Source organism: Enterobacter sp. CPE_E890 (genome assembly GCF_046521475.1).
GTDB lineage: Bacteria > Pseudomonadota > Gammaproteobacteria > Enterobacterales > Enterobacteriaceae > Enterobacter > Enterobacter adelaidei.
The window spans coordinates 2,574,156-2,596,960 of the sequence record NZ_JBKFZW010000001.1 but is presented as its reverse complement, the minus strand read 5'-3'; the positions used below and the strand labels follow the sequence as shown (position 1 = coordinate 2,596,960).

The following is a 22,805-nucleotide window of genomic DNA, read 5'->3' as shown; positions in this document are numbered from 1 at the left end:
ACCATGCCCTCACTCTTGTGGTGAGGGCATAAATATCCCCTACAGGGCAGACCTGCGATAAGGTGCGTAATCCGCTTGCCACCAGGTCTGCTCGATGCGCGCCAGCAAGATTTCGTTGTCTATCGCCGGGGCGACGCCCTGATCAATCGCCGCACGGGCAACGGCGAGGGCAATCTGGCGTGAAACCGTTTCAATGCGATCGACCGGCGGCAACAATCCCCCTTTCTCGGTGGTAACCAGTGGAGACTGCGCGGCCAGGCTGCGGCTTGCCGCCATCAACATCTCTTCCGTCACACGGCGGGCGTTGCTGGCCAGGATCCCTAGCCCCAGACCCGGGAAAATATAGGCGTTGTTACACTGGGCGATGTCGTACTGCTCGTTTTGCCAGAACACCGGGGCAAACGGGCTACCGGTGGCCACCAGTGCGGCACCCTGGGTCCACGCGATAAGATCCTGTGGTTGCGCCTCTGCCCGTGATGTCGGGTTCGAGAGCGGCATGATAATAGGGCGCGGGCAGTGCCGATGCATCTCTTTCACAATTTCTTCACTGAAGAGTCCTGGCTGGCCTGAAACGCCGATCATCACCGTCGGATGTGCATTTTTTACCACTTCCAGCAGGGAGATATTATTGGCTTCTACCTGCCAGTGGCTAATCGCATCACGCGCGGTGAGAAGGTTTTTCTGGAAGTCGAGCAGGTTGGTCATATCGTCGGTCAGCAAGCCAAAGCGGTCGACCATAAAGATCCGGCTGCGGGCTTCGGACTCGGTCAGGCCGTCATCAACCATCAGGGCCACAATTTTTTCTGCTATTCCGCATCCGGCGGAACCGCTGCCCAGGAAAACCACACGCTGATCGCGAATGCGTGTACCCGCTGCATGGGCTGCCGCAATCAGCGTACCTGCGGTGACGGCTGCCGTTCCCTGAATGTCATCATTGAAGCAGCACAGCTTGTCGCGGTAGCGCTGGAGCAGTTTAGTGGCGTTTTTCTGCGCGAAGTCTTCAAACTGCAGAAGAACATTTGGCCAGCGTGCTTTGACGGTGCTGACAAACATATCCATAAATTCAGCATATTGATCGTCGCTGATGCGCGGATGGCGCCAGCCCATATACATCGGGTCGTCGAGGTGCTGCTGATTATTCGTCCCGACATCCAGCATAATGGGCAAGGTGGAAGCCGGATGGATCCCTCCGCAGGCGGTATACAGCGACAGCTTACCAATCGGGATGCCCATTCCACCGATACCCTGATCGCCAAGCCCCAGAATACGTTCCCCGTCAGTCACTACAATCACTCGAATATCGTTGCGCGAGAAACTTTGCAGCATCTCATCAATACGATGGCGGTTTGGCCATGAAATAAACAACCCGCGTGCCCGACGGTAAATGGTGGAGAAATGCTCGCAGGCTTCACCTACCGTCGGCGTATAGATAATTGGCAATGTCTCTTTCAGGTGCGAGCGTAAGAGATTGTAAAACAGGGTCTCATTGGTATCCTGAATATTACGCAGATACACATGACGGGAAATATCGCTTTTAAAATGACAGAATTGTACCCACGCACGTTCCGTCTGCTCTTCAATGGTTTCAACGTTGTGAGGTAATAAACCATGCAGGTTAAAATTATCACGTTCTTCTTTTATGAACGCGAGACCTTTATTTAATAATGGGTTTTCCAGCAATACGGACCCGTTATAGGGAGTGTACAGAACTTCTTTGCGAGACATGGTTAACTCCTGAATTTTTTAAATAAAACAGATTAAGAGATTAAATAGATCATAATGCCTTCAGTCAGTACGCCGACGGCAGTGCCAATTAATATGGAGGATGAGGCAGTATCAATATAGGTGTCGCTGCGTATGGCAAACATACCTGCGGCGATAGCGGAAGGCGTCGCACCAATAATAACAACCTGCTGGAGTAAGGTATGGCTAAGACCAAATGCGATACCGGCTACGGCCATGATGGCGGGTTGAATGAGGTTTTTAATACTGATATTGGTAAATGTCTGCACATTCAATTTTGGACGTTCACCGTAAAATAACAGGCCGAGAGCAAACAGCGACAGTCCACCGGAGACTTTGCCAACCATCTCAATGGGCATACTGAGAATTGACGGGATCTGTACGCCAGCCAGGCTGAGCAATACACCGGAAACGGGTATCCAGACGATAGGATTACGTGCCGCTTTGATGAGGTTTTGTATCACCATCGCGCCAGGATGCAGCGATTCCAGACCATCATGACTGTTCTTATCTCCCATACGAATCAGGACGATAGTCAACGGGATCATGATAACGCTGGTGATGATATTGCCGATCAGTACGCCAATGAATCCTTCTGGCCCAATCAACACTGCAAGCACGGGTGCCCCAAAGTAGGCCATATCCGGAAAGGCACAAACCAGAGACTGAATGGCACTGGTTTTTATATCGTGACGAAAAACAAAACGTGAAATAAATAATGTCAATAAATACGAACCCATTAAACCGACAACCAGGACCGCCATAAACGTCAGGTTCTTAATTTTGCTCGGGTCGGTATGCAATGCGCCAATAAAAAGATGAAAGGGAAGTGCAAAACGAATCACCACGGTCGCCATAACGTTTGCATCTTCACGTCGGGAATACCCGAGTTTCCCGCTTAACCACCCAAGCAGCATTATAAAGACGAGCGGAAACAGCGACTGTAATAGTAATGAAGGCATAGTATTTCCTGTAGGGTATTTTATGTGTTTTGTTGCAGCGCTAATCTAGCGGTTAGATAGCACGGTAAGAGTGACAATGGTCACACTCTCTCTGGTTTTATTAATTTCAAAATGATTGCGTTAGTTGGATAAGTAATAGGGGTGGCAAAAATTGATTAGGCACAAGAAAACAGCAATGCCTGCCTAAAATAACTTTAGTTACTAAATGATGAATAAAGTTATTTAACGGGAAAGGGTTGTATTGTTCACACTTCTTTCAGGCCCCGCATGTTATTTTTTACACTGAGCCTGTTTTTAGAAAAGGCCACGTAAGTCTTTAATTGATATTAAATAACATTTATCCGTATTGGAATAATTCCGTGTTTATTCCTTTTCTTTGCATATCCGAACACAATTATCAGGTGATTATATGAAAGATAATCCTGTACCGACTTCTGAGTTGTCGTCCACGCGTTTCGCCTTTGGGCTTTACAATACCGAGGTTGGCGCAGTTCCGTTGATGCTATTCGTCGGGATCGCTGCCATTGTGGCGACCTCTGCCTGGGCAGGCTTGCTGCCGAAAAATATGATCGGCGGACTCGCAGTCATCATGACCCTTGGTTTTGCGTTTGCGAAAGTGGGGCGGCAAATCCCGTTGCTGAAAGACATCGGCGGCCCGGCAATCCTGTGTCTGATGGTCCCCTCCGTACTGGTCTATTTTGGTGTCTTCGAAAAACACACGCTGGATACGGTGCATCTGTTGATGAAAGAGGCAAATCTGCTCTATTTCGTCATCGCCTGTCTGGTGGTAGGGAGCATTCTGGGGATGAACCGGATACTGCTTATCCAGGGGATGATGCGCATGTTTATCCCACTGGTGGCCGGGACTTTCATGGCGGTACTGAGCGGGCTCATCGTGGGTTCACTGTTTGGCTATACCCCGTACCACACCTTCTTTTTTATCATCGTGCCGATCATTGGTGGCGGGATTGGTGAGGGGATTTTGCCGTTGTCCCTGGCCTATTCGGCAATCCTTGGTCATACACCGGACGTCTATGTTGCTCAACTGGCGCCCGCCGCGGTGGTGGGGAATATCTTCGCCATTATTTGTGCAGGCTCGCTGGCGCGTCTGGGAATGAAACGTCCTGCATTGTCGGGTAATGGCATGTTAACCCGTAGCAAAGAAGACAGCAGCCTCTTTGCGGGCGCGGACAGTGCTCAGCAGACAGATTTCCATCTGATGGGAGGCGGGTTACTGATGGTTTGCGCATTTTTCATCGTCGGTGGGTTGTTTGAAAAACTGGTACACATTCCCGGTCCGGTGCTGATGATCCTGATAGCCGTATTGTGTAAGTACTTCAAGGTGATCCCGGCTTCAATGGAACAGGGCGCGCACAGTTGCTATAAATTCGTCTCGGCTGCGCTCGTCTGGCCACTGATGATTGGTCTGGGAATGTTATACGTGCCGCTTGAGAGCGTGGTGTCAGTCTTCTCGGTGGGCTACGTGGTGGTCTGTGGTTCGGTGGTGATTGCGATGGCGCTGAGCGGCTATTTTATTGCCTCGCGTCTGAATATGTATCCTGTGGAAGCGGCCATTGTCACCTGCTGCCACAGTGGTCTGGGCGGGACAGGGGATGTGGCTATTTTGTCTGCCTCTAACCGAATGTCGCTCATGCCGTTTGCACAGATTGCCACCCGTATCGGCGGCGCATCGACGGTGATCATCGCCACGCTGCTGATGGGCTGGATTATGTAACGTAGCAGGGGTAAGCCGGGTAACACACCCGGGCTTACCCCTTTGTTGTCGGCACAATCTGAACATGGTTTTGTTTCACCTCATGACCCTGCGCATTCACATAACCAATATGCACCGGATCGCCGCTTTCTTTATCCACCAGGGTTAAATGCGGTGCGGTGTGTAAAACATGTTTGTGTCCCCATTCCATCAAAGATAAAAGCACCGGGGCAAGGGTGCGGCTTTTGTCGGTAAGCTGGTACTCATACCGTTCCCGTGCTCCCTCTTCCCGGTAAGGTATACGGGAAAGCAACCCCAGTTCTGTCATCAACTTTAAACGTGTCGCTAACGTCTGTTTCGTTATTCCGGTATGTATTCGCATGGTTTCGAAACGCGTCACACCGTAAAACGCCTCTCTCAGAATCAACAAAATCCATTGATCGCCCACGATTTTTGCCCCTTCAGCCAGACCGCACAGTTCGGGCGAGAGGTAAGGCAACAATTTATCTTTTGACACAGGATGTTTTCCTTTTTAATCTAAGTATGATTTTTAGACCTTGCTTATAGGGAGAATACAATGCCTTTTGTAAATGTACAAACGATTAAAGGGATCATGAATGCCGAGCAGAAGAGCGAGCTGTTGCGCCGAATGACGGACTTAATGGTGGAAATCGAAGGGAAAGGGGATCCGGAGTTCCGGCGCTCGGTCTGGATCCGTATTGATGAGCATGACCCGGAGCAATGGAGCCTGGGGGGATTACAGCCTACCGCTGAAATGATTGCGAAGAAATTCGCGTCGACGCAGGCGTCCTGATAAGAGGCCGGGAGGGACACAGTATCTCCCGGTGAAACCTTGTTTGCAGCCGGGTTCGCCCGCAACGAGTTTCGACCGATGGACAGTCGACAGCTTCAAACAAGACGGAAAATTGCGGCCAGTTTTTTGACTGCGTCTTCTATTTCCCTCTCCGTATAAGCGGCAAAACCCATCAAAAAACCGCTGGTCAGGGGTTTGTCTGCATATAAACTGGTAAGCCCTAATATATCAACATTTGCGCGACGGGCGGCGGCGGCAATCTCCTTCTCGGAGATCCCGTGCCTGAGGTGACAAGGCATCTGCATTCCACCTGTTGGTATTACGCACTCAACATAATCAGAAAGATACTCATCCATCAGACTGGCCAGTTTGTTGCGGCGAGTAACATAAACGCTCCGCATCTTGCGAATATAGGCACCAAAATGCCCTCCCTCCAAAAATTTCGCCAGCGTCAGTTGGGATATTGAGGCGGTATGGCCGTCCATTAATGTCCTGGCCATGGTCATCGACTCTACCAGTTCTGGGGGAACGATCATGTACGCAATACGTAGCCCGGGGAACAGGGACTTGGTGAAGGTCCCGATATAAATTGTCCGGTTGTAAGCATCAAGCCCCTGAAGACAGGCCATAGGCTTCCCTTCATAGTGAAACTCACTGTCGTAGTCGTCCTCAATGATCCAGGCGGAGTGACGATTTGCCCAGTCAATGACAGCCAGGCGTCGGTCAAGAGAGAGCGTCACCCCGGTAGGATATTGATGAGAAGGGGTAAGGTAGATAGCCCTGGCAGGACTGGTCAGAGCATTCAGCGCGTCAATTGAGATGCCTTTATCGTCAAGAGGAACCGGAAGACAGTGCAGTCCGGCAGATTTAAACGCTTTGTATGCTCCTTGATAGCAGGGATCTTCAATGGCAATGTCATCCTCTGCGTCCATCAGCACGTGGGAACAGAGAGCAAGCGCCTGCTGAGAACTTGTCAGAATGATGATCTGTTCAGCACTCGCACGCGTCCCGCGCTCAAGATTGACATATTCCGCGATTGCTAGCCGTAGGCGTTCCATGCCCTGCGGAGGGCTTTGCTCTAATATCTGGTGTTGATATTCCTTAAGAACCTGCCGCTGAAGTCGCTCCCAGGTTGGAATGGGAAACATGCGCGTCTCGGGGATACCCGGTGCCAGTGGGCGGGGCGAGGAAAATTCGCGGATCCCGCCACTTTCATAGATGATCTTTCCACGAGCGCTGAGTTTTGCCTTTCGTCTTTCAGCGGCAGGATGCTGCTGCCGGGAATGCGGTTTTAAAAACCGTGCGCTGGAAGAGACAAAGCTTCCTCTGCCTGTTTGCCGCTCAATAAAACCTTCTGCATGCAGGCTGGAATAAGCTGCTTCAATCGTATCCCGGGAAACACTCAGTGAACTCGCCAGCGCGCGTGAAGCGGGAAGGGCCTTACCGTGAGATAAGATCCCTTCCAGTATCAGTGTCCGTATTGCTCTCTGGATCCTTTCATGCAGGGGCAGCGATCCGTTGGAAGGATCAATAATCCATGCCTTAACCGTTTCAAGTTGTGCGTGCTTAAACATCTTTACCCACTCTCCCTCGTGTGGCCTCCATTATAAAACAACACGGCAAAATTGGTCTGCTTTACTTGCGAAAATTGGCGGGGCTAAACGTGCCATTTAGCGCATACACTCATCCCGAAACCGTGAATGAATAAACAAAGAGGTAGTTATGAATAATACGATTGTGACCATTGAGGCTGTTCAGGAAAGTGATTACGAGAGCTGGATGCCATTGTGGGGTAAATATCAAGAATTTTATAATGTCGATCTCTCCGGGGCAGTCACTCAGCGCACCTGGCAACGATTTTTCAGCCCCATTGAGCCACTATTTTGCGCAGTGGCAAGATATAACGGAGAGGTGGTGGGTTTTGCGCATTATCTTTTCCACCGTTCAACCTGGGCGGAGAGCGATTACTGTTATCTTGAAGATTTATATGTTTGTGATGCTGTCAGGGGCAAACACATTGGTAAACAATTAATAGAATATGTTCAGCGAGAAGCGAGAAAACATCATGCTCGTCATCTTTACTGGCATACACATGAAACCAACTACCGCGGGCAACGATTGTATGACTGGGTCGCGAAAAAAAGCGGCATGATTGAATATCGTATGCACGTAAGATAAATCCCTTCGCTGACGTGATGCCCCCTCAAATGTTGACGGGGCGTTTCAAGCTATTATTTAGCCTGTAACAGTATGTCCATCAGTCCCGGGAAACGGGCATCGAGATCGTCTCTACGCAAAGAAATCATATTCTCTCGTCCCTGCTGACGTTGCCAGATCACTCCGCTGTCACGCAATACGCGCCAGTGATGTGTCATTGTGGACTTCACCACATCTTCCGGGCGTAGTGCGTTACAGCTTAGCTCGCAACCATCGGCCAGCCTGCGGATAATCGACAGCCTGAGCGGGTTGCCGAGGGCAAACAACACATTTTCCAGCAGTATCTGTTCAGTTTCGGGGTGGTTTTGGATCATCGTTTTCCTGCGTCTGGTGTCAGATTGAGCTATATCAACAATAGGTCAATCGTTAAAAAATAGTTCGATAATACTCGTACAATGGGACTATTATAGCAAACGAACGAATACACGACCATCCTGGTCGTCACAACCTGTCTTACTGACTAAGGAAATATTATGCCCCGACCCATCCCCCTCGAACGTTATCGCAACATCGGTATCTCCGCGCATATCGATGCCGGTAAAACGACCACCACCGAGCGCATCCTTTTTTACACCGGGATGAGCCACAAACTGGGTGAAGTACACGATGGCGCGGCAACAACTGACTGGATGGCGCAGGAGCAAGAGCGCGGGATCACCATTACGTCCGCGGCCGTGAGTTGCTTCTGGCCGGGTATGGACAGAGGGTTTGAACCGCACCGGATCAACATCATCGACACCCCGGGGCACGTGGATTTCACCATTGAGGTGGAACGTTCCATGCGTGTACTCGACGGTGCCGTGATGGTGTATGACTCCGTTGGCGGCGTTCAGCCGCAGTCCGAAACCGTCTGGCGTCAGGCGAATAAATATCACGTGCCGCGGCTGGCCTTCGTTAACAAAATGGACCGTCCGGGTGCCGACTTCTTCCGCGTCGTACGTATGATGCAGGAACGTCTGAAAGCGAACCCGGTACCGATTGTTATTCCGGTTGGCGCGGAGGAACACTTCACCGGCGTGGTGGATCTCATCAAAATGCGTACCATTTTGTGGGACGATGCCACCCAGGGCATGGTGTTCACCTATGCGCCCGTACCGGATGATTTACTGAGTACCGCGAAGGAATGGCGGGAAAAAATGGTCTCTGCGGCGGCGGAAGCCAGCGATGAGCTCATGGATAAATATCTGGAAACCGGCGATCTGGACGAGGCGGAAATCATCAGAGGTCTGCGTATTCGCACTATCTCGGGTGAAATCCAGCCTATGCTGTGCGGCAGCGCGTTCAAAAACAAAGGTGTGCAGCGCATGCTCGATGCGGTCATTGAGTTGATGCCGTCACCACTGGATGTGCCAGCCATTGATGGCGTGGATGAAAAAGGCCAACACGCTGAGCGTCATCCCAGTGATGATGAGCCGTTCTCCGCTCTGGCATTCAAACTGATGAGCGATCCGTACGTCGGGCAACTGACCTTTATCCGCGTTTACTCTGGCGTGCTGCGCAAAGGCGACGCGGTGTATAACCCGGTTAAAGGGAAGAAAGAGCGCATCGGGCGTATTGTGCTGATGCATGCCAACGATCGCCACGAGGTGGATGAACTGCGCGCCGGTGATATCGCGGCCTGCGTTGGGTTGAAAGATGTGACAACCGGTGACACGCTCACCGATCCGAATGCCGTCATCACGCTTGAACGCATGGAGTTTCCGGATCCGGTTATCTCCCTTGCTATCGAGCCGAAAACCAAAGGCGATCAGGAAAAAATGGGGATCGCGCTGCAGCGTCTGGCGGCGGAAGACCCCTCTTTCCGCCTGCATACTGACGAAGAGTCCGGCCAGACGATTATCTCCGGGATGGGTGAGTTACACCTTGAGATTATCGTCGACCGCATGAAGCGTGAGTTTGGCGTCGAGGCGAACATCGGTCGTCCACAGGTGACCTACCGGGAAACCTTGCGTAAAGCGGTGAAGGATATCGAAGGTAAGTTTGTCCGTCAGTCCGGCGGTAAAGGACAGTACGGTCATGTGGTACTGAGCCTTGAGCCGACTGAACCGGGCAGCGGATTTACGTTTGAAGATGCCACCAAGGGCGGCGTGGTGCCGCGCGAGTATATCCCGTCCGTTGAAAAAGGGCTTCGGGAAGCGATGAACAGCGGCGTGCTGGCGGGGTATCCGGTGGTCGATGTCAAAGCGACGCTGACGTTTGGTTCGTATCACGATGTCGACTCCTCGGAGATGGCGTTCCGCATGGCGGCGATCCTCGGATTTAAAGAGGGCGCTCGCAGGGCGGATCCGGTGATTCTTGAGCCGATCATGCATGTTGAGGTGGAAACACCGGAAGAGTACGCCGGCAACATTATGGGCGATCTCTCTTCTCGCCGTGGCATGGTGCAGGGGATGGAAGAGCAGTACGGAAGCCAGATTATTCGCGCTGACGTGCCGCTGGCAGAGATGTTTGGTTATGCCACCACGCTGCGCTCGATGTCACAGGGGCGTGCGACGTATACGATGGAGTTCCATCATTTTGCGGAAGCGCCGCGAAATGTCGCGGATGAGATTATTTCACGACGTGCTAAGAGTTAATTAATTGCACATGGTAGTCGTTGGGCTACCATGTGTTTTTCTATTTGAGATGTTCGTTGCGCTGAATTGCTTGTCCTGAAACAGACTGAATCTTCCAGATACCTTTTTCTTTAACCATACAATCGATGACCGTATATTCCTCTTTCTTCCCGAACGACACATAAATATTGGTGCAAACGGGATCGTATTCGGATGAAACCACAGTCACATTATCTGCCCAATCTTCCTCAATATCCTGCGACTTCAGAAAGAAATCAGCATCATAAAACTCTTCATCAGCAAAGCGAGGATCCTGAGCATGACGCAATTTTTTCATGGTGCTTGCTGTGACGTATTTATTTATTTCAGCATTGTCCGTGATGGGGAATTTGTTTGCAGTATATTGCGCAATGTACCATTTATTGAAATTTAACGCTGCTTTTGCCGCATTATCACTATAGCCTGCGCAGGCCGAGCAGGTTATTAATAAGGAAAGAATGGGTATGATTTTCATATCAATAATGCCTGTAAAGCTGATAAGAAGGGTGGGATTTTCTATATCCTGAACCAGGATACATAGTACGTTGCGCGAAGTCGCTTAGCCATTGATGGCCATCATAAATACAAACATGACCATCTGGATGGTTTGCTATGGACTGTATAACTACAACATCGCCTAACTGCGGGGCTCCGATAACTTTTTGGAACCCAACCTGAGACAAAGTTAGACCCATGTTCTTTGCCGAACCTATTCCATGAATAGGCAAGCCGCCAGCAATTATCGCGTTTTTCACAAAAAGCTCACACTTTCTGTGACTTTCTCGATAAACATGATTTTTGGCATATTCAACAGCGGCATATTTATTCCATGACATTGATATTTCCTTATTGAGAGATCGCTAATGCAACAGCCCTGGAAATATCCTCCGTTTTACCACGTCATGGTAAACTTAAAATGCCATAAAAATTTAATATAATTCAGCAGGATATAATTAATTAAATCAATCCAGCGCCTTCACTATCTTCCCGCTAGCCACAAACGTCCCCGCACCAAGATGATGCAGCGTATTCAGCTTATCTCCGTCAAACTGCCAGCGTCCGGCGAAGAACGCGCGTTCATCGGCTGCGGCAGAAACCACTTCACCAAACAGCGTGTCATATTTTTCAGCCGCTGCGGTCACCGGGAGTAAACGACACTCCATCCAGGCCAGACATTTTTCTTCAATGACGGGCAAACCGAGTTCCGGACCGTTCACTACCGGGATCCCGTAGCAGTTAAATTTGTCTTCATCGCGCCCACTAACGCTACCGACCGCCCAGGTCCAGTTGGCAGCCGCCACGCCGGGGATAACGATGCCGAACATCCCACTGCGTTCAATCAGCTCACGTGACCAGGTACTTTTATCCACGACGATCGCGATACGCGGCGGTTCAAACTCAACGGGCATTGACCATGCGGCGGCCATAACGTTGCGTCTGTCGAGGCTTTCATCCCGACTGGTGATAAGCACAGTAGGGCCGTGGTTCAGCAGACGGCTGGCATGATGTAATTCAACGGGGCGAAAGTAGCTCATAGGGTCTCCTCATGTACAACGATGAGTATGACGAAAAAGCACGTAAATCAAAGTGGGCGCGTAGAATTAGTTTATAAACAAAACATCACTATCAAAGGAAACTGATGCATGTCCCCATTTCTGACTGCCTATTTCGCCCGTATCGGCTGGAATCAACCGACCGGGGTTAATATCGACACGCTGCGCGCGCTGCATTTACACCACAACTGTGCGATCCCTTTCGAGAATATTGATGTCGTCCTGCCGCGTGAAATCCATCTTGACGATCGGTGTCTGGTCGACAAACTGCTAACAGCGCGACGTGGGGGATATTGTTTTGAGCAAAATGGCTTATTCGAACGGGTGCTGCGCGAAGTCGGTTTTACGGTACGCAGTGTGCTCGGGCGCGTGGTATTAGCAAATCCACCACAAATGCCACCGCGAACACACCGCCTGCTGCTGATTGAGCTTAACGGTGAGCGCTGGATTGCGGACGTAGGCTTTGGCGGACAGACGCTGACGGCGCCGATTCGGTTGCTCGCTAACGAAGAACAGACAACGCCGCACGGGGCGTATCGTTTGCTGAGCGAGGGCAATGACTGGGTATTGCAGTTCCGGCACCACGAGCACTGGCAGTCGATGTACCATTTTGATCTGACGACGCAATATTTCAGTGATTATGTCATGGGCAACTTCTGGTCAGCACACTGGCCGCAGTCGCATTTCCGTCATCATTTGCTGATGTGCCGCCACTTGCCGGACGGTGGCAAGCTGACGCTGACCAACTTCAACTTTACCCACTGGCAGAATGGCCATGTGGAGGAGCAGATCCATCTTCCTGATGCTGCGGCGCTGTATCAACTGATGCAGACGCGTTTTGGGTTGGGTATTGATAATCCTAAGCACGGCTTTTCACTGGCGGAACTGACAGCGGTGATGGCAGGGTTTGAAACACATCCACAGGCAGGGAAATAAGGTGAAAAGGGGCTAACGCCCCTTTGCCGCATAAGGCTTACAGCTGGGTAAACTTGCTGATCCACGGGCTGTTTTTTTCTCCAGACCACAGTTGAACAAGCATGTCTCTGAATTTTTCCGCCGCCGGGCTGAGAGGCGTTTCCCTGCGCTGTACAAGGCCTAACGTGCGCCGTATGACGGGTTCAATCAGCGGCCGGCTGACCAGAATATGATGCTCATCGGCCGGCATAGCCAGGCTGGGAACGACAGAGACCCCGAGACCCGCTTCCACCATCCCCAGTGACGTTGAAAGATGTCGAACTTCATAAAACCAGTTAGGCTTCCACGCCATTTTCTCAAACGCCTGATCGATAAGGGAACGGTTTCCGCTCGAACGCCTAACCCCAATCAGCTTCATTCCTGCCAGATCGTCCCATGTTACCAGCGGCTTTTTTGCCAGTTCATTGTCGCGGCGACATGCCAGAACAAAGGGTTCATTCACCAACGGCGCAAAATCGATATTTGGATGTGTGATGTTTATCATATTTATACCGAAATCTGCGTCGCCATTTAAAACGGCTTCGAGACAATCGCTGGCACTGTGCTCAAGTATGCGAATACGGATGTTTGGATAGGCATTGTTATAATCTCGTATCACTGAAGGCAGAAAATAGAACGCGGCAGTAGGGATACAGGAAACGGTAATAACACCTGCCTGATGTGTTGCCATCTCTTTAATACTCATAACTGAGCTTTCATAAAAATCTATTAAATTCTTTGCCTTAGGTAAAAACTCTCTGCCCACCGTCGTCAGCTTGACGCTGCGAGTGGAACGTTCAAACAGCGTGGTCCCCAGGCTCTCTTCCAGTTTCTGAATTCTGCGTGTTAAAGCAGGTTGTGAGATGTGAAGAAATTGCGATGCTTTTGTAAAACATCCAATTTCTGCAATTTTTACAAATGCTTGTATTCCCTGTAATTCATGCTGCATATCTGCACCCCATTCTCGCTTTACCTTAACCATGCTAACGCAGGGGGTATTAATGTGCAAAGCGTATTAATCCTTCTTTTTTTGACATTAGAGTTATCAACTGGAGTGTGAAAACCTTATTGCGTTCCTGATAAAAACGAAATGAGAAAAAGACATGTTAAAGATCCCTTGCGTATTAATGCGTGGCGGTACGTCAAAAGGTCCCGTCATTCTGGCCAGCGACCTGCCGGCGGAAACCGAAGCGCGTGACGCGGTATTACTCAGCCTAATGGGCGCAGGCCATGAACTCGAAATTGACGGCATTGGTGGCGGAAGCCCGCAAACCAGTAAGGTGGCGATCGTCAGTCCGTCCAACAGTCCGGACGCGGATGTAGATTACTTATTCGCACAAGTGATGGTGAACGAACGTCGTGTCGATACCACACCAAATTGCGGGAATATGCTCTGCGCCGTGGGACCTTTTGCCATTGAAAAAGGGCTGGTGAAGGCGCAAAGCCCGGTGACGACGGTGCGTATCCGCAATCTCAACACTGGTACTCTGGTTGATGCTGAAGTTCAGACGCCAGACTATCGGGTTGAGTATGAAGGCGATACCCAAATCGACGGTGTGCCGGGTACAGCGGCACCGATTGGCTTAACGTTCCTGAATTCTGCGGGGTCTAAAACAGGGAAACTGCTGCCGACCGACAGCGTGACGGATGTATTCGATGGTATCGAAGTCACCTGTATTGATATGGCGATGCCGATGGTGCTGATTGAGGCATCAGCACTAGGGAAAACAGGAGGGGAGTCACCGGCAGAGTTGGATGCCGATCGTGAGTTTAAAGAAAGGCTGGAGAGCGTGCGGCGCCAGGCTGGCACGGCGATGGGATTAGGGGATGTATCGAACAAAGTGATCCCTAAACCGGTTCTCCTCAGTCGGGCATGTAAAGGCGGAACGCTCCAGGTTCGTTATTTCATGCCACATACATGCCATAAGTCGCTGGCCATTACCGGTTCGATCGGCATATCGACCGCGACGCTGATTGAGGGCTCAGTGGCCTTTAAAATCATCGCCGACCGTCCAAAGGGGTTATTTACCAATATTATTGATATTGAACACCCCAGCGGAAAAATATCCGTTTCATTATTGAGGGAGGGTGACAAAATCGAAAACACCCGTGCGGCTGTTATTCGTACTACACGCAAGTTATTTGAAGGTGTTGTTTGTGTGCCTGAAAATACATTGTCTGAAGTTGATTGATGAAAATATTAATCAAATAAACAACCAGCATTAAAAAAATTACATTCTGTACCTTAACTATAATACTGAGGTTATTATGGCGTTAACTCATGCTAACAATACCCAGAGGGCTCCTGATCCTGTAAAAGCCAGTGCGCATATTCGCGTGATTCTGGCCCTGGCATTATCAGGGCTTGCTGAGCTTGCTTCTCTGTTCTTTATTCAGCCACTGCTCCCGACGCTTGCTGTGGAATATAACGTTCCTGTCAGTCAGGTGAGTATTATTCTGTCAGCAGAAACCGCATTGCTGGCAATTGGGTTGCTGTTTACCGGTACATTATCCGATCACTACGGCAGAAAACGGTTAATTATCGTCTCCCTTCTGCTGGGCGGCATTCTGACGCTGCTGTGCCCGCTGGTGGAATCCTGGGCAATGCTGGTGGCGCTGCGTGCGGTGATTGGTCTGGCGCTGAGTGGCATCGCGGCGGCGGCAACGGCCTACATCAGTGAAGAGGTTGCACCGGTGGCGGCAGGCATCGTGACGGGATATTTTGTCTTTGGGAACTCGATGGGTGGAATGTCCGGACGTATTGTTGCCAGCCAGCTGATCGACCACGTTTCAATCAATGTCATCTTCTACGGGTTTGCGGTCAGTTTGATTGCGGTTGCCATTCTGGTGAAGTTCCTGCTGCCAGAATCGAAAAACTTCACGCCTACGCAGAGTCTTAACGTAATGCGTATGGTGAAAGGGGCGGCATCGCATTTTAAAAACAAAAATCTGGCGCTGGCGTTTGTCATCAGCTTCATTATCTTCGGCGCATTCACCTCACTGTATAACTATCTGGCCTTCTTCCTGAAAGGTGAGCCGTTCCATATTTCACCGGCAAATGCAGGTCTGCTCTCCTTTAGCTTTGCCCTGAGTTTCTTTACGGCTCCGCAGGCAGGTCGCTTATCGGCAAAATATGGCGCAATGAAAGTCTTGCGCGTGCTGTTCCTGATCATGGCTCTGGGCATGCTGCTGACGCTGACGTCGAATGTCGTCACCTTTATTGTTGGCGCTGTGATTTTTACCGGCTGTTTCTTCGGCTGCCACTCTATCGGTTTAAGCTGGGTCAGTAAAAATGCAACTCATGCAAGAGGCCAGGCCGTCGCGCTCTATTTATTCTTCTACTACATGGGCGGTTCGGTTATTGGTTTTATCAACGGTTTCGTCTTCCATTCAATGGGCTGGCAGGGTATGACTGGATTTATTCTGGCATTACTTGGCGTAGGTGTTGTGGTGGCAACGTATCTGGCATCCGGCAATAAACAAGCACTGGTTCCAGCGCAGTCAGCTGAATAAATAGCATGGCAATGTGTTCACGCCTCAGGGCGTGAACACAGAATGAGTACGTATATCAAACGGGTATTATTATGAAACTAGCAAGTTATATTCATCAGGGCCGTAAAAGCTACGGGATTTATACACAGTCTGGAATTATCGATCTGGGTAATAAAATCGGCCACCACTATGCGACATTGAAAGACCTTCTTCAATGGGATGCGGTTGACGTCGCCAGGCAATATCACGATTGCCCTGTGGATATGATGCCAGAAGACATTACCTTCCTGCCCGTAATAGAAGAGCCAGGAAAGATTTTCTGCGTTGGGATGAATTACGCAGAAAAAAGAAAAGAATTTGCCGAGACGAATAATGCCCCGACGCTGTTTATCCGCTTTCCTGATTCACAAACCGGACATGCGCGGCCCGTTTTAAAACCAGTTCTCTCAAGCGAGTTTGATTATGAAGGTGAGCTGGCCGTAATCATTGGTAAACCTGGCACCCGAATTGACGCCAAAAATGCGCTCAGCCATGTCGCGGGCTACAGCTGCTATATGGATGGTTCCGTACGCGACTGGCAGCACGCCTGGTTCACCGCCGGTAAAAACTGGAAGCAAACCGGCGCCTTCGGCCCTTACATGACCACGGCGGATGAGATCCCCGATCCTCATGCGTTGACCATCCATACCTGGCTGAACGGCATGCTGGTTCAGAATGATTCCACCGGCAGCATGATCCACAAAGTCGCGGATCTTATCGCCTATATCAGCACATTTACCTCCCTCAGCGCCGGAGACGTCATTATTACCGGCTCGCCTGGCGGTGTCGGTAAAAAACGTAATCCACCTCTGTTTATGCATGATGGCGATCGGGTTGAAGTCGAAATTGAAAACATAGGTCGCCTGACGAACACCATCGTGGAAGCGCAACCTCAGCAACAAGAATTGACTGTCTAGACGCTCAGGAGAGAGAAGATGTACACCGCCAGAACGCCAGAGTTTGAGGTCATTAAAACGGGTAACGCTCAGGCCAGAGAGGAGATTACCCGCTTCCTGGCCCACAATGGTTTGGGCATTGATGACGATATTGAGCAATTTATTGTTGCGCGCTATCAACGCCATCTTGTCGCCTGCACTGGCATTGCGGGTAACACGTTAAAATGCATTGCAGTAGACGCCGCGTGGCGGGGTACGTCGCTAAGCCTGACGTTAATTCATGAGGCCGAGCTTCTGGCAGCACAGAACGGTGAACATCATCTCTTTCTTTTTACCTGTCCTGATAACGTTAAGTCATTTCGCGGATGCGGGTTTTATCCGCTGGTGACGATCGAGAATTGTGCGGCATTAATGGAGAATACGCCGGTCGGTATTCATCGTTATTGCAGCCAGTTGCGTAGCCATCATTTCATGCCGGGGAAAGATATTGGCGCTATTGTGATGAATGCAAATCCGTTCACTCTGGGCCATCAATATCTGATTGAACATGCGGCAAGCCAGTGTGATTGGTTACATGTTTTCGTCGTTCAGGAAGATGTCTCCGCTTTTTCGTTTAAAGAACGGTTTGCGATGGTTAAGGACGGTTCGCGACACCTTTCTAATGTCACCGTTCATCCGGGGTCGGCATACATTATTTCACGCGGGACATTTCCGGGCTATTTTCTGAAGGATAAAAAGGTTATTGATAAAGTCTATTCCGCAATTGACCTCATGCTGTTCAGGAATTATATCGCCCCCGCGCTGAGTATAAATCATCGTTTTGTCGGCACCGAACCATTCTGCCAGTTAACCGCTGAATATAACCGGGCGATGCACCGTTGGCTGGAAGATGAAACGAGTGTGTCGGCTCGTATCAGCGTACATGAAATAGAAAGAAAAACGGATGGAAATAATGTGCCGGTATCAGCTTCAGCCGTTCGTCGTTTATTAAATGAAAACAAAATCTCTGCCGCCAGCCGCATGGTGCCAGCCACCACGCGTGCGTATCTGAATAACGGGGTACAGCATCAGCCTTGTTTATCCAAACCGTTATCGGCAGCGGTTTAACCGCATTATCACAGGAAAATTAATATGAAAATTATGCAAGCCGCGATGGCGGGAACGCTGGAGTCCAGCGACCTGATGGTGAAGGTTAGCCCCGTCGAGAGCGGGCTGGATGTGGTCATCCAAAGCGAAGTGTATAAGCAGTTCGGCGACCGAATTACAGAGGTCGTCAATGAAACCCTTTCTGCGTTCGGCATCAATCAGGGGCAGATCATTATTGATGATAAAGGTGCGCTGGATTGTGTGATCCGAGCTCGTGTTCAGGCTGCACTGCTCAGAGGTACAGCGCGGGAAGAGATTTCATGGGAAAAGTTATAATGAAAAAGTTACGCCGCAGTATGTTATTTATTCCCGGTTCAAGTGCCGCCATGCTTTCGACGGCATTTATCTATAAACCTGACTCCATCATGTTTGATCTGGAAGATGCCGTAGCGCTAAAAGAAAAGGACAGCGCCCGTCTTCTGGTATTTCATGCCCTGCAACATCCGATGTACAACGATATTGAAACCGTTGTCAGAATTAACCCTTTGAATACGCCTTTTGGATTAAAAGATCTGGAAGCCGCCGTCAGGGCGGGGGTCGATGTCATTCGTCTACCCAAAACCGACACCCCGGAAGATATTCATCAGCTGGAACGTGAAATCGTCCGCATTGAAGAAACCTGCGGGCGTCCCGTTGGCTCAACGAAATTAATGGCGGCGATAGAATCTGCCGTTGGCGTGATTAACGCTGTCGCTATTGCGAAATCCTCCGACCGCCTAATGGGTATTGCGCTGGCCGCCTTTGACTATGTGATGGATATGCAAACCGAGCGAGGCGACGGAACAGAGCTGTTTTATGCCCGGTGCGCCGTATTGCATGCCGCGCGCGGGGCCGGTATTGACGCCTTCGACGTGGTGTACGCGGATGTGAATGATGAGGCCGGTTTCCTGAAAGAAGTGGATCTCATTCGCCGTATGGGCTTCAACGGAAAATCGCTGATTAATCCACGACAAATTGAAATTCTTCATAACGCCTACGCGCCAACGCAGGAAGAGGTGGATTACGCAGAGCGCGTAATTGCTGCAGCAGAGGAGGGGGAACGTAACGGACTGGGGGTGATTTCGCTAAACGGCAAAATGATCGACGCGCCGATTATCAACCATGCCCGCGTGGTTATCGAACGCAAAAATGCCTCTGGCATTCGTCAGTAATTCCCCATATCGCAAGCGACAGGATGAATAATGAAAAACCAAACTGAAACCCTGCATTACATTCCTGGCTCTCGCCGTGAGTACGTCGCATTCAGCGGCGCTAACGCGATGACGCCTTATCTTGCTGACAGCCAGCAAAAATATCAGCGCAAACTTTTTGCAAGCGTCGACGATGTGCTGGCCCGCTGCGACCTGCATGACGGTATGACCGTGTCTTTTCATCACGCCTTCCGCGAAGGAGATAAGGTCATCAATTACGTGATGGATAAGCTCGCTCAGCGCGGCCTGAAAGGGCTCACGCTTGCCTCCAGCTCCCTGATGACATGCAATGCACCGCTTATTGAACACATTCGTAATGGTGTGATCGGCAAAATCTATACCTCCGGGATGCGCGGCGAACTGGCGGACGCGATTTCGCACGGGCTGATGGACGAGCCGGTGCAGATCCACTCCCACGGTGGACGGGTGAATTTGATTCAGCAGGGCGAAATTACCATTGATGTTGCGTTTCTGGCGGTCTCCTGCAGCGACGAATACGGCAATGCCAGCGGTAACGGTGGTACATCGCAGTGCGGCTCCCTCGGCTACGCGATGGTCGATGCGCAATATGCCAAAAAGGTGGTCTTGCTTACCGAAACCCTGAAACCGTTCCCCAACATGCCGGCAAGCATCGTGCAGGATCAGGTGGATTATGTCGTGCAGATTGAGAGCGTCGGCGACCCGGCAAAAATCAGCGTAGGTGCCGCCAGGGTTACCAGTAATCCACGCGAGCTGATGATTGCCCGCTCTGCTGCCGACGTTATTGAACACTCCGGCTATTTCCGCAGCGGCTTTTCTATTCAGACCGGCTCAGGGGCGGCGTCAACTGCCTGCACGCGGTTTATGGAAACCCGGATGCGTAAGCACAATATCGTCGCCCGGTTTGCGCTCGGCGGGATCACGGGCAGCATTGTCGATCTGCATCAAAAAGGGTTAATTGAAAAGATCCTCGATACGCAAAGCTTTGACGGCGCGGCAGCGGCTTCCCTGGCGGTCAACCCCGACCACGTGGAAATCTCTACTAACGTCTATGCGAACCCGGCTGCAAAAGCCGCCTGCTGCGACAGGGTAGACGTGGTCATTCTCAGCGCGCTGGAAGTGGACACCCAGTTCAACGTTAATGTCCTGACCGGCTCCGACGGCGTGATGCGCGGCGCGTCGGGCGGGCACTGCGACGTCGCCGCGGCGGCAAATCTCACCATCGTGGTTGCCCCACTGATCCGTAGCCGCATTCCTACCGTCGTCAGACAGGTCACCACCCTGGTGACGCCGGGCGAAAGTATTGACGTTTTGGTTACCGATCACGGTATTGCCGTGAACCCGGCGCGCCCGGAAATTCGTGAACGCCTGCTTAACGCCGGGCTGGCCGTTGTCGACATCGATGCGTTGTACCAAAAGGCGCTGCTCATCTCGGGTGAACCTAAGCCTGTCGAGTTCACTGACCGGATAGTCGGCGTGGTTCGCTACCGCGACGGCAGCGTGATTGATGTGGTTCGCCAGGTGAAGGAGTAATCCCCATGACGGATAAAGCCTCGAACGCGAAAGTCTCTCTGGAACAGGTGTTGAGTTCCAGAGAGCAGCGAGCCCGTCGGCAGCAGGCGTGGCTGTTTCAGTCTGAACATTCCGTGGTGTCCGTCACGCTGGTCTGGCCTGGGGAGGTGAAAGATACCGAACTGGCCAGACGGGTGATGGCCGTCGCGAATCAGGCGATTGCCGACGTATTTCTCGCGCATCAGTGGACGGTTTGTCGGCATCAGATCCTGCAACCGGTCACGGGACCAGAAGCGCTCTGGTCGGTATCGGCACCCGCGTGGATGATAAAACACGTCACGGCACACCTGGAAGATAACCATCCTCTTGGACGCTTATGGGATATCGACGTGTTTTGTCCTACGACGGGACAGCTGAAAAGAAACGCCATCCAGCAACCGATGCGCAAATGCTTTATCTGCCATGAACCGGCCCACGTATGCTCGCGTGCGCGGCGTCATTCGCATGCCGAACTCGCGAGCGTAATCGAGGAGTTAACCGATGACTACTTCGCTTGCCAGATGTAATGCGCCAGACATTCAGCGCACCTTCGCTGAGCTGGCTGCCGAGTCCATGTACCGGGAAATCAACTTAACCCCGAAACCGGGTCTGGTGGATCGCGTAAACAATGGTGCGCATTGCGACATGACCTTCGCGCTGTTCATGACCAGTATCGCGGCGATTGCGCCCTGGTTTTCAGCGTTCTTTAACGTCGGCAGAGAGACCGCCCGTCTTGCTGGCCCACAAACGCTGCGGGCCATAAGGCCGACCGGTCTGGCCTGTGAGCAGGCAATGTTTAACGCCACCGGTGGCGTGAATACCCATAAAGGAGGGATCTTTTCTTTGGGGCTGCTGTGTGCCGCGGCGGGACGTCTGACGCAAAGAGATGAAGCGCTCACGCAGCGCAGTTTATGCCATGAGACCCGCCTTATCTGTACAGGCATCGTTGAACAGGAACTGAAAACGACCGGTATCGCCAAAACGAAAGGCGAGCAGCAGTTCCAGAAATACGGGTTCACAGGGGCGAGAGGAGAAGCTGCCCGTGGTTTCATCACGGTGCGCCAGGCAGGTCTCCCGCAACTGCAAACTGCGTTACGTCAGGGCGAATCCGAAGACCTGGCGTTACTGAGAATGTTTCTGGGAATGATGGCGGTGAACCCGGATACCAATCTGGTTTCCCGTGGGGGAGTAAAAGGGCTGAATTACGCCAGGCGCTATTCCAGACGGCTATTAAAAATAAAACGCCTGACGGCAAATAGATTAGTCAAGGCGTTATGCAGAATGGACGCGGAATTTATCAAACGCAATTTAAGCCCCGGAGGTAGTGCCGATCTTATTTCCGTTGGATGGTTATTGTCGCAATTTCCAGCCGAATAATCGCGTAACAGGAAAACGTCATGATTGAACAACGCCTGCAGCAGCTCAGTAACGTTTATACCCTTATTCTGGTGCCGGGTCTGAGAGACAGCGATGAACATCACTGGCAAAGCTGCTGGGGGCGACGCTTTCCTTTCTGGAAACGGATCCAGCAGAAAAACTGGCTAGAGCCCGATATTGAAAACTGGGTCTCCGCCATTACCCGCGAGCTGGCAGTATGCCAGTTGCCCGCTATCCTCGTCGGCCACAGCTTTGGCGCGCTGGCGTCGTGCAGACTGCTGCAAACACGGCAGGCAAATGTCGCCGGAGTTGTGATGGTTGCACCGGCAGAACCTGCAATGTTCGGCCTTGACGAGGCCATTCAGCCAACCCCATTACCGGTTCCCTGCATGATGTTTGCCAGCAGAAACGACCCTCTGATGCCTTTTTCTCGCGCTCAGTTTTGGGCTACGTGCTGGCGCGGTCATCTCATCGATATCGGTGAGGCCGGACATATTAATTCTGAGTCTGGCTTTGGCGAATGGCCATACGGACTCAAACGATTAACAGAATTTTGTGAACAACTTTAGCTTTAACAGGAGAAC

At 51.2% G+C, this 22,805-nt stretch carries 24 protein-coding genes; 15 read left to right on the top strand and 9 right to left on the bottom strand.

Annotated features, from left to right (window positions below; all coding sequences use genetic code 11):
- Positions 1-39: 39 nt before the first annotated feature.
- Together ACLHV9_RS12765 and ACLHV9_RS12760 are read right to left on the bottom strand one after the other, a co-directional pair.
- Complete coding sequence (locus ACLHV9_RS12765) at positions 40-1,725, bottom strand: NAD-dependent malic enzyme (protein WP_407220598.1); 1,686 nt, start codon at positions 1,723-1,725, stop codon at positions 40-42.
- Positions 1,726-1,757: 32 nt separating this feature from the next.
- Positions 1,758-2,705, bottom strand: coding sequence for an AEC family transporter (locus ACLHV9_RS12760; RefSeq protein WP_028018888.1), 948 nt, complete (start codon positions 2,703-2,705; stop codon positions 1,758-1,760).
- A 409-nt stretch (positions 2,706-3,114) separates the two neighbouring features.
- Here ACLHV9_RS12760 and ACLHV9_RS12755 point away from each other — a divergent pair, with 409 nt between their 5' ends.
- Positions 3,115-4,440 carry a 2-hydroxycarboxylate transporter family protein gene (locus ACLHV9_RS12755; protein WP_028018889.1) on the top strand — a complete coding sequence of 442 codons (1,326 nt, stop codon included), beginning with the start codon at positions 3,115-3,117 and terminating at the stop codon, positions 4,438-4,440.
- 34 nt (positions 4,441-4,474) lie between these two features.
- On the opposite strand, the gene ACLHV9_RS12750 is transcribed toward ACLHV9_RS12755, so the two are convergent.
- On the bottom strand, positions 4,475-4,936 hold the full coding sequence (locus ACLHV9_RS12750; RefSeq protein WP_028018890.1) for a winged helix-turn-helix transcriptional regulator: 462 nt from the start codon (positions 4,934-4,936) through the stop codon (positions 4,475-4,477).
- Between the two features lie 60 nt (positions 4,937-4,996).
- Here ACLHV9_RS12750 and ACLHV9_RS12745 point away from each other — a divergent pair, with 60 nt between their 5' ends.
- Complete coding sequence (locus ACLHV9_RS12745; RefSeq protein ID WP_028018891.1) at positions 4,997-5,233, top strand: tautomerase family protein; 237 nt, start codon at positions 4,997-4,999, stop codon at positions 5,231-5,233.
- A 95-nt stretch (positions 5,234-5,328) separates the two neighbouring features.
- Here ACLHV9_RS12745 and ACLHV9_RS12740 read toward each other — a convergent pair whose 3' ends face one another.
- The gene (locus ACLHV9_RS12740) at positions 5,329-6,807 is read right to left on the bottom strand and encodes a PLP-dependent aminotransferase family protein (protein ID WP_407220596.1); all 1,479 of its coding nucleotides are present in this window, start codon (positions 6,805-6,807) and stop codon (positions 5,329-5,331) included.
- A 148-nt stretch (positions 6,808-6,955) separates the two neighbouring features.
- Here ACLHV9_RS12740 and ACLHV9_RS12735 point away from each other — a divergent pair, with 148 nt between their 5' ends.
- Positions 6,956-7,411 carry a GNAT family N-acetyltransferase gene (locus ACLHV9_RS12735; protein WP_407220594.1) on the top strand — a complete coding sequence of 152 codons (456 nt, stop codon included), beginning with the start codon at positions 6,956-6,958 and terminating at the stop codon, positions 7,409-7,411.
- A 53-nt stretch (positions 7,412-7,464) separates the two neighbouring features.
- On the opposite strand, the gene ACLHV9_RS12730 is transcribed toward ACLHV9_RS12735, so the two are convergent.
- Entirely contained in the window at positions 7,465-7,764 is a 300-nt protein-coding gene (locus ACLHV9_RS12730; protein WP_028018894.1) for an ArsR/SmtB family transcription factor, read from the bottom strand.
- Between the two features lie 159 nt (positions 7,765-7,923).
- Here ACLHV9_RS12730 and fusA point away from each other — a divergent pair, with 159 nt between their 5' ends.
- A complete protein-coding gene (gene fusA, locus ACLHV9_RS12725) occupies positions 7,924-10,026 on the top strand; it encodes an elongation factor G (RefSeq protein WP_028018895.1) in 2,103 nt (700 codons plus the stop codon).
- Between the two features lie 40 nt (positions 10,027-10,066).
- On the opposite strand, the gene ACLHV9_RS12720 is transcribed toward fusA, so the two are convergent.
- The 3 genes from ACLHV9_RS12720 to ACLHV9_RS12710 all read right to left on the bottom strand — a co-directional run bounded on the left by ACLHV9_RS12720 (position 10,067) and on the right by ACLHV9_RS12710 (position 11,579).
- Positions 10,067-10,519, bottom strand: coding sequence for a DUF3828 domain-containing protein (locus tag ACLHV9_RS12720; protein ID WP_128347637.1), 453 nt, complete (start codon positions 10,517-10,519; stop codon positions 10,067-10,069).
- A 1-nt stretch (position 10,520) separates the two neighbouring features.
- Positions 10,521-10,880: a CHAP domain-containing protein gene (locus ACLHV9_RS12715; protein WP_108089823.1), complete on the bottom strand. Its 360-nt coding sequence runs from the start codon at positions 10,878-10,880 to the stop codon at positions 10,521-10,523.
- A gap of 126 nt (positions 10,881-11,006) precedes the next feature.
- Positions 11,007-11,579, bottom strand: coding sequence for a flavin reductase family protein (locus tag ACLHV9_RS12710; RefSeq protein WP_108089824.1), 573 nt, complete (start codon positions 11,577-11,579; stop codon positions 11,007-11,009).
- A 108-nt stretch (positions 11,580-11,687) separates the two neighbouring features.
- On the opposite strand from ACLHV9_RS12710, the gene nhoA reads away from it, so the two are divergent.
- Positions 11,688-12,533: an N-hydroxyarylamine O-acetyltransferase gene (nhoA, locus tag ACLHV9_RS12705; protein WP_407220591.1), complete on the top strand. Its 846-nt coding sequence runs from the start codon at positions 11,688-11,690 to the stop codon at positions 12,531-12,533.
- Positions 12,534-12,570: 37 nt separating this feature from the next.
- On the opposite strand, the gene ACLHV9_RS12700 is transcribed toward nhoA, so the two are convergent.
- Entirely contained in the window at positions 12,571-13,500 is a 930-nt protein-coding gene (locus ACLHV9_RS12700) for a LysR family transcriptional regulator (RefSeq protein WP_049007304.1), read from the bottom strand.
- Positions 13,501-13,654: 154 nt separating this feature from the next.
- Between ACLHV9_RS12700 and ACLHV9_RS12695 the strand changes: the two genes are divergently transcribed.
- From ACLHV9_RS12695 to ACLHV9_RS12650, 10 genes are all read left to right on the top strand, one after another.
- Positions 13,655-14,743 carry a 4-oxalomesaconate tautomerase gene (locus tag ACLHV9_RS12695; RefSeq protein WP_128347640.1) on the top strand — a complete coding sequence of 363 codons (1,089 nt, stop codon included), beginning with the start codon at positions 13,655-13,657 and terminating at the stop codon, positions 14,741-14,743.
- A gap of 76 nt (positions 14,744-14,819) precedes the next feature.
- Positions 14,820-16,064, top strand: coding sequence for an MFS transporter (locus tag ACLHV9_RS12690; protein ID WP_108089827.1), 1,245 nt, complete (start codon positions 14,820-14,822; stop codon positions 16,062-16,064).
- 71 nt (positions 16,065-16,135) lie between these two features.
- Positions 16,136-16,999, top strand: a complete 864-nt coding sequence (locus tag ACLHV9_RS12685) for a fumarylacetoacetate hydrolase family protein (RefSeq protein WP_128347641.1) — start codon at positions 16,136-16,138, stop codon at positions 16,997-16,999.
- Between the two features lie 18 nt (positions 17,000-17,017).
- Entirely contained in the window at positions 17,018-18,085 is a 1,068-nt protein-coding gene (citC, locus tag ACLHV9_RS12680; protein WP_407220590.1) for a [citrate (pro-3S)-lyase] ligase, read from the top strand.
- A 24-nt stretch (positions 18,086-18,109) separates the two neighbouring features.
- Positions 18,110-18,400 (top strand): citrate lyase acyl carrier protein, encoded by a 291-nt coding sequence (gene citD / locus ACLHV9_RS12675; protein WP_407220589.1) that lies wholly within the window; start codon positions 18,110-18,112, stop codon positions 18,398-18,400.
- The gene (gene citE / locus ACLHV9_RS12670) at positions 18,400-19,275 is read left to right on the top strand and encodes a citrate (pro-3S)-lyase subunit beta (protein WP_108089831.1); all 876 of its coding nucleotides are present in this window, start codon (positions 18,400-18,402) and stop codon (positions 19,273-19,275) included. The genes citD and citE overlap by 1 nt, the downstream gene beginning before the upstream one ends.
- Before the next feature lie 30 nt (positions 19,276-19,305).
- Positions 19,306-20,826: a citrate lyase subunit alpha gene (citF, locus tag ACLHV9_RS12665; protein ID WP_134708160.1), complete on the top strand. Its 1,521-nt coding sequence runs from the start codon at positions 19,306-19,308 to the stop codon at positions 20,824-20,826.
- A gap of 5 nt (positions 20,827-20,831) precedes the next feature.
- Complete coding sequence (citX, locus tag ACLHV9_RS12660; protein WP_407220588.1) at positions 20,832-21,371, top strand: citrate lyase holo-[acyl-carrier protein] synthase; 540 nt, start codon at positions 20,832-20,834, stop codon at positions 21,369-21,371.
- Positions 21,346-22,221, top strand: coding sequence for a triphosphoribosyl-dephospho-CoA synthase CitG (citG, locus tag ACLHV9_RS12655; RefSeq protein WP_407220587.1), 876 nt, complete (start codon positions 21,346-21,348; stop codon positions 22,219-22,221). The genes citX and citG overlap by 26 nt, the downstream gene beginning before the upstream one ends.
- 20 nt (positions 22,222-22,241) lie before the next feature.
- The gene (locus ACLHV9_RS12650) at positions 22,242-22,790 is read left to right on the top strand and encodes an RBBP9/YdeN family alpha/beta hydrolase (RefSeq protein WP_108089835.1); all 549 of its coding nucleotides are present in this window, start codon (positions 22,242-22,244) and stop codon (positions 22,788-22,790) included.
- Positions 22,791-22,805: the final 15 nt, after the last annotated feature.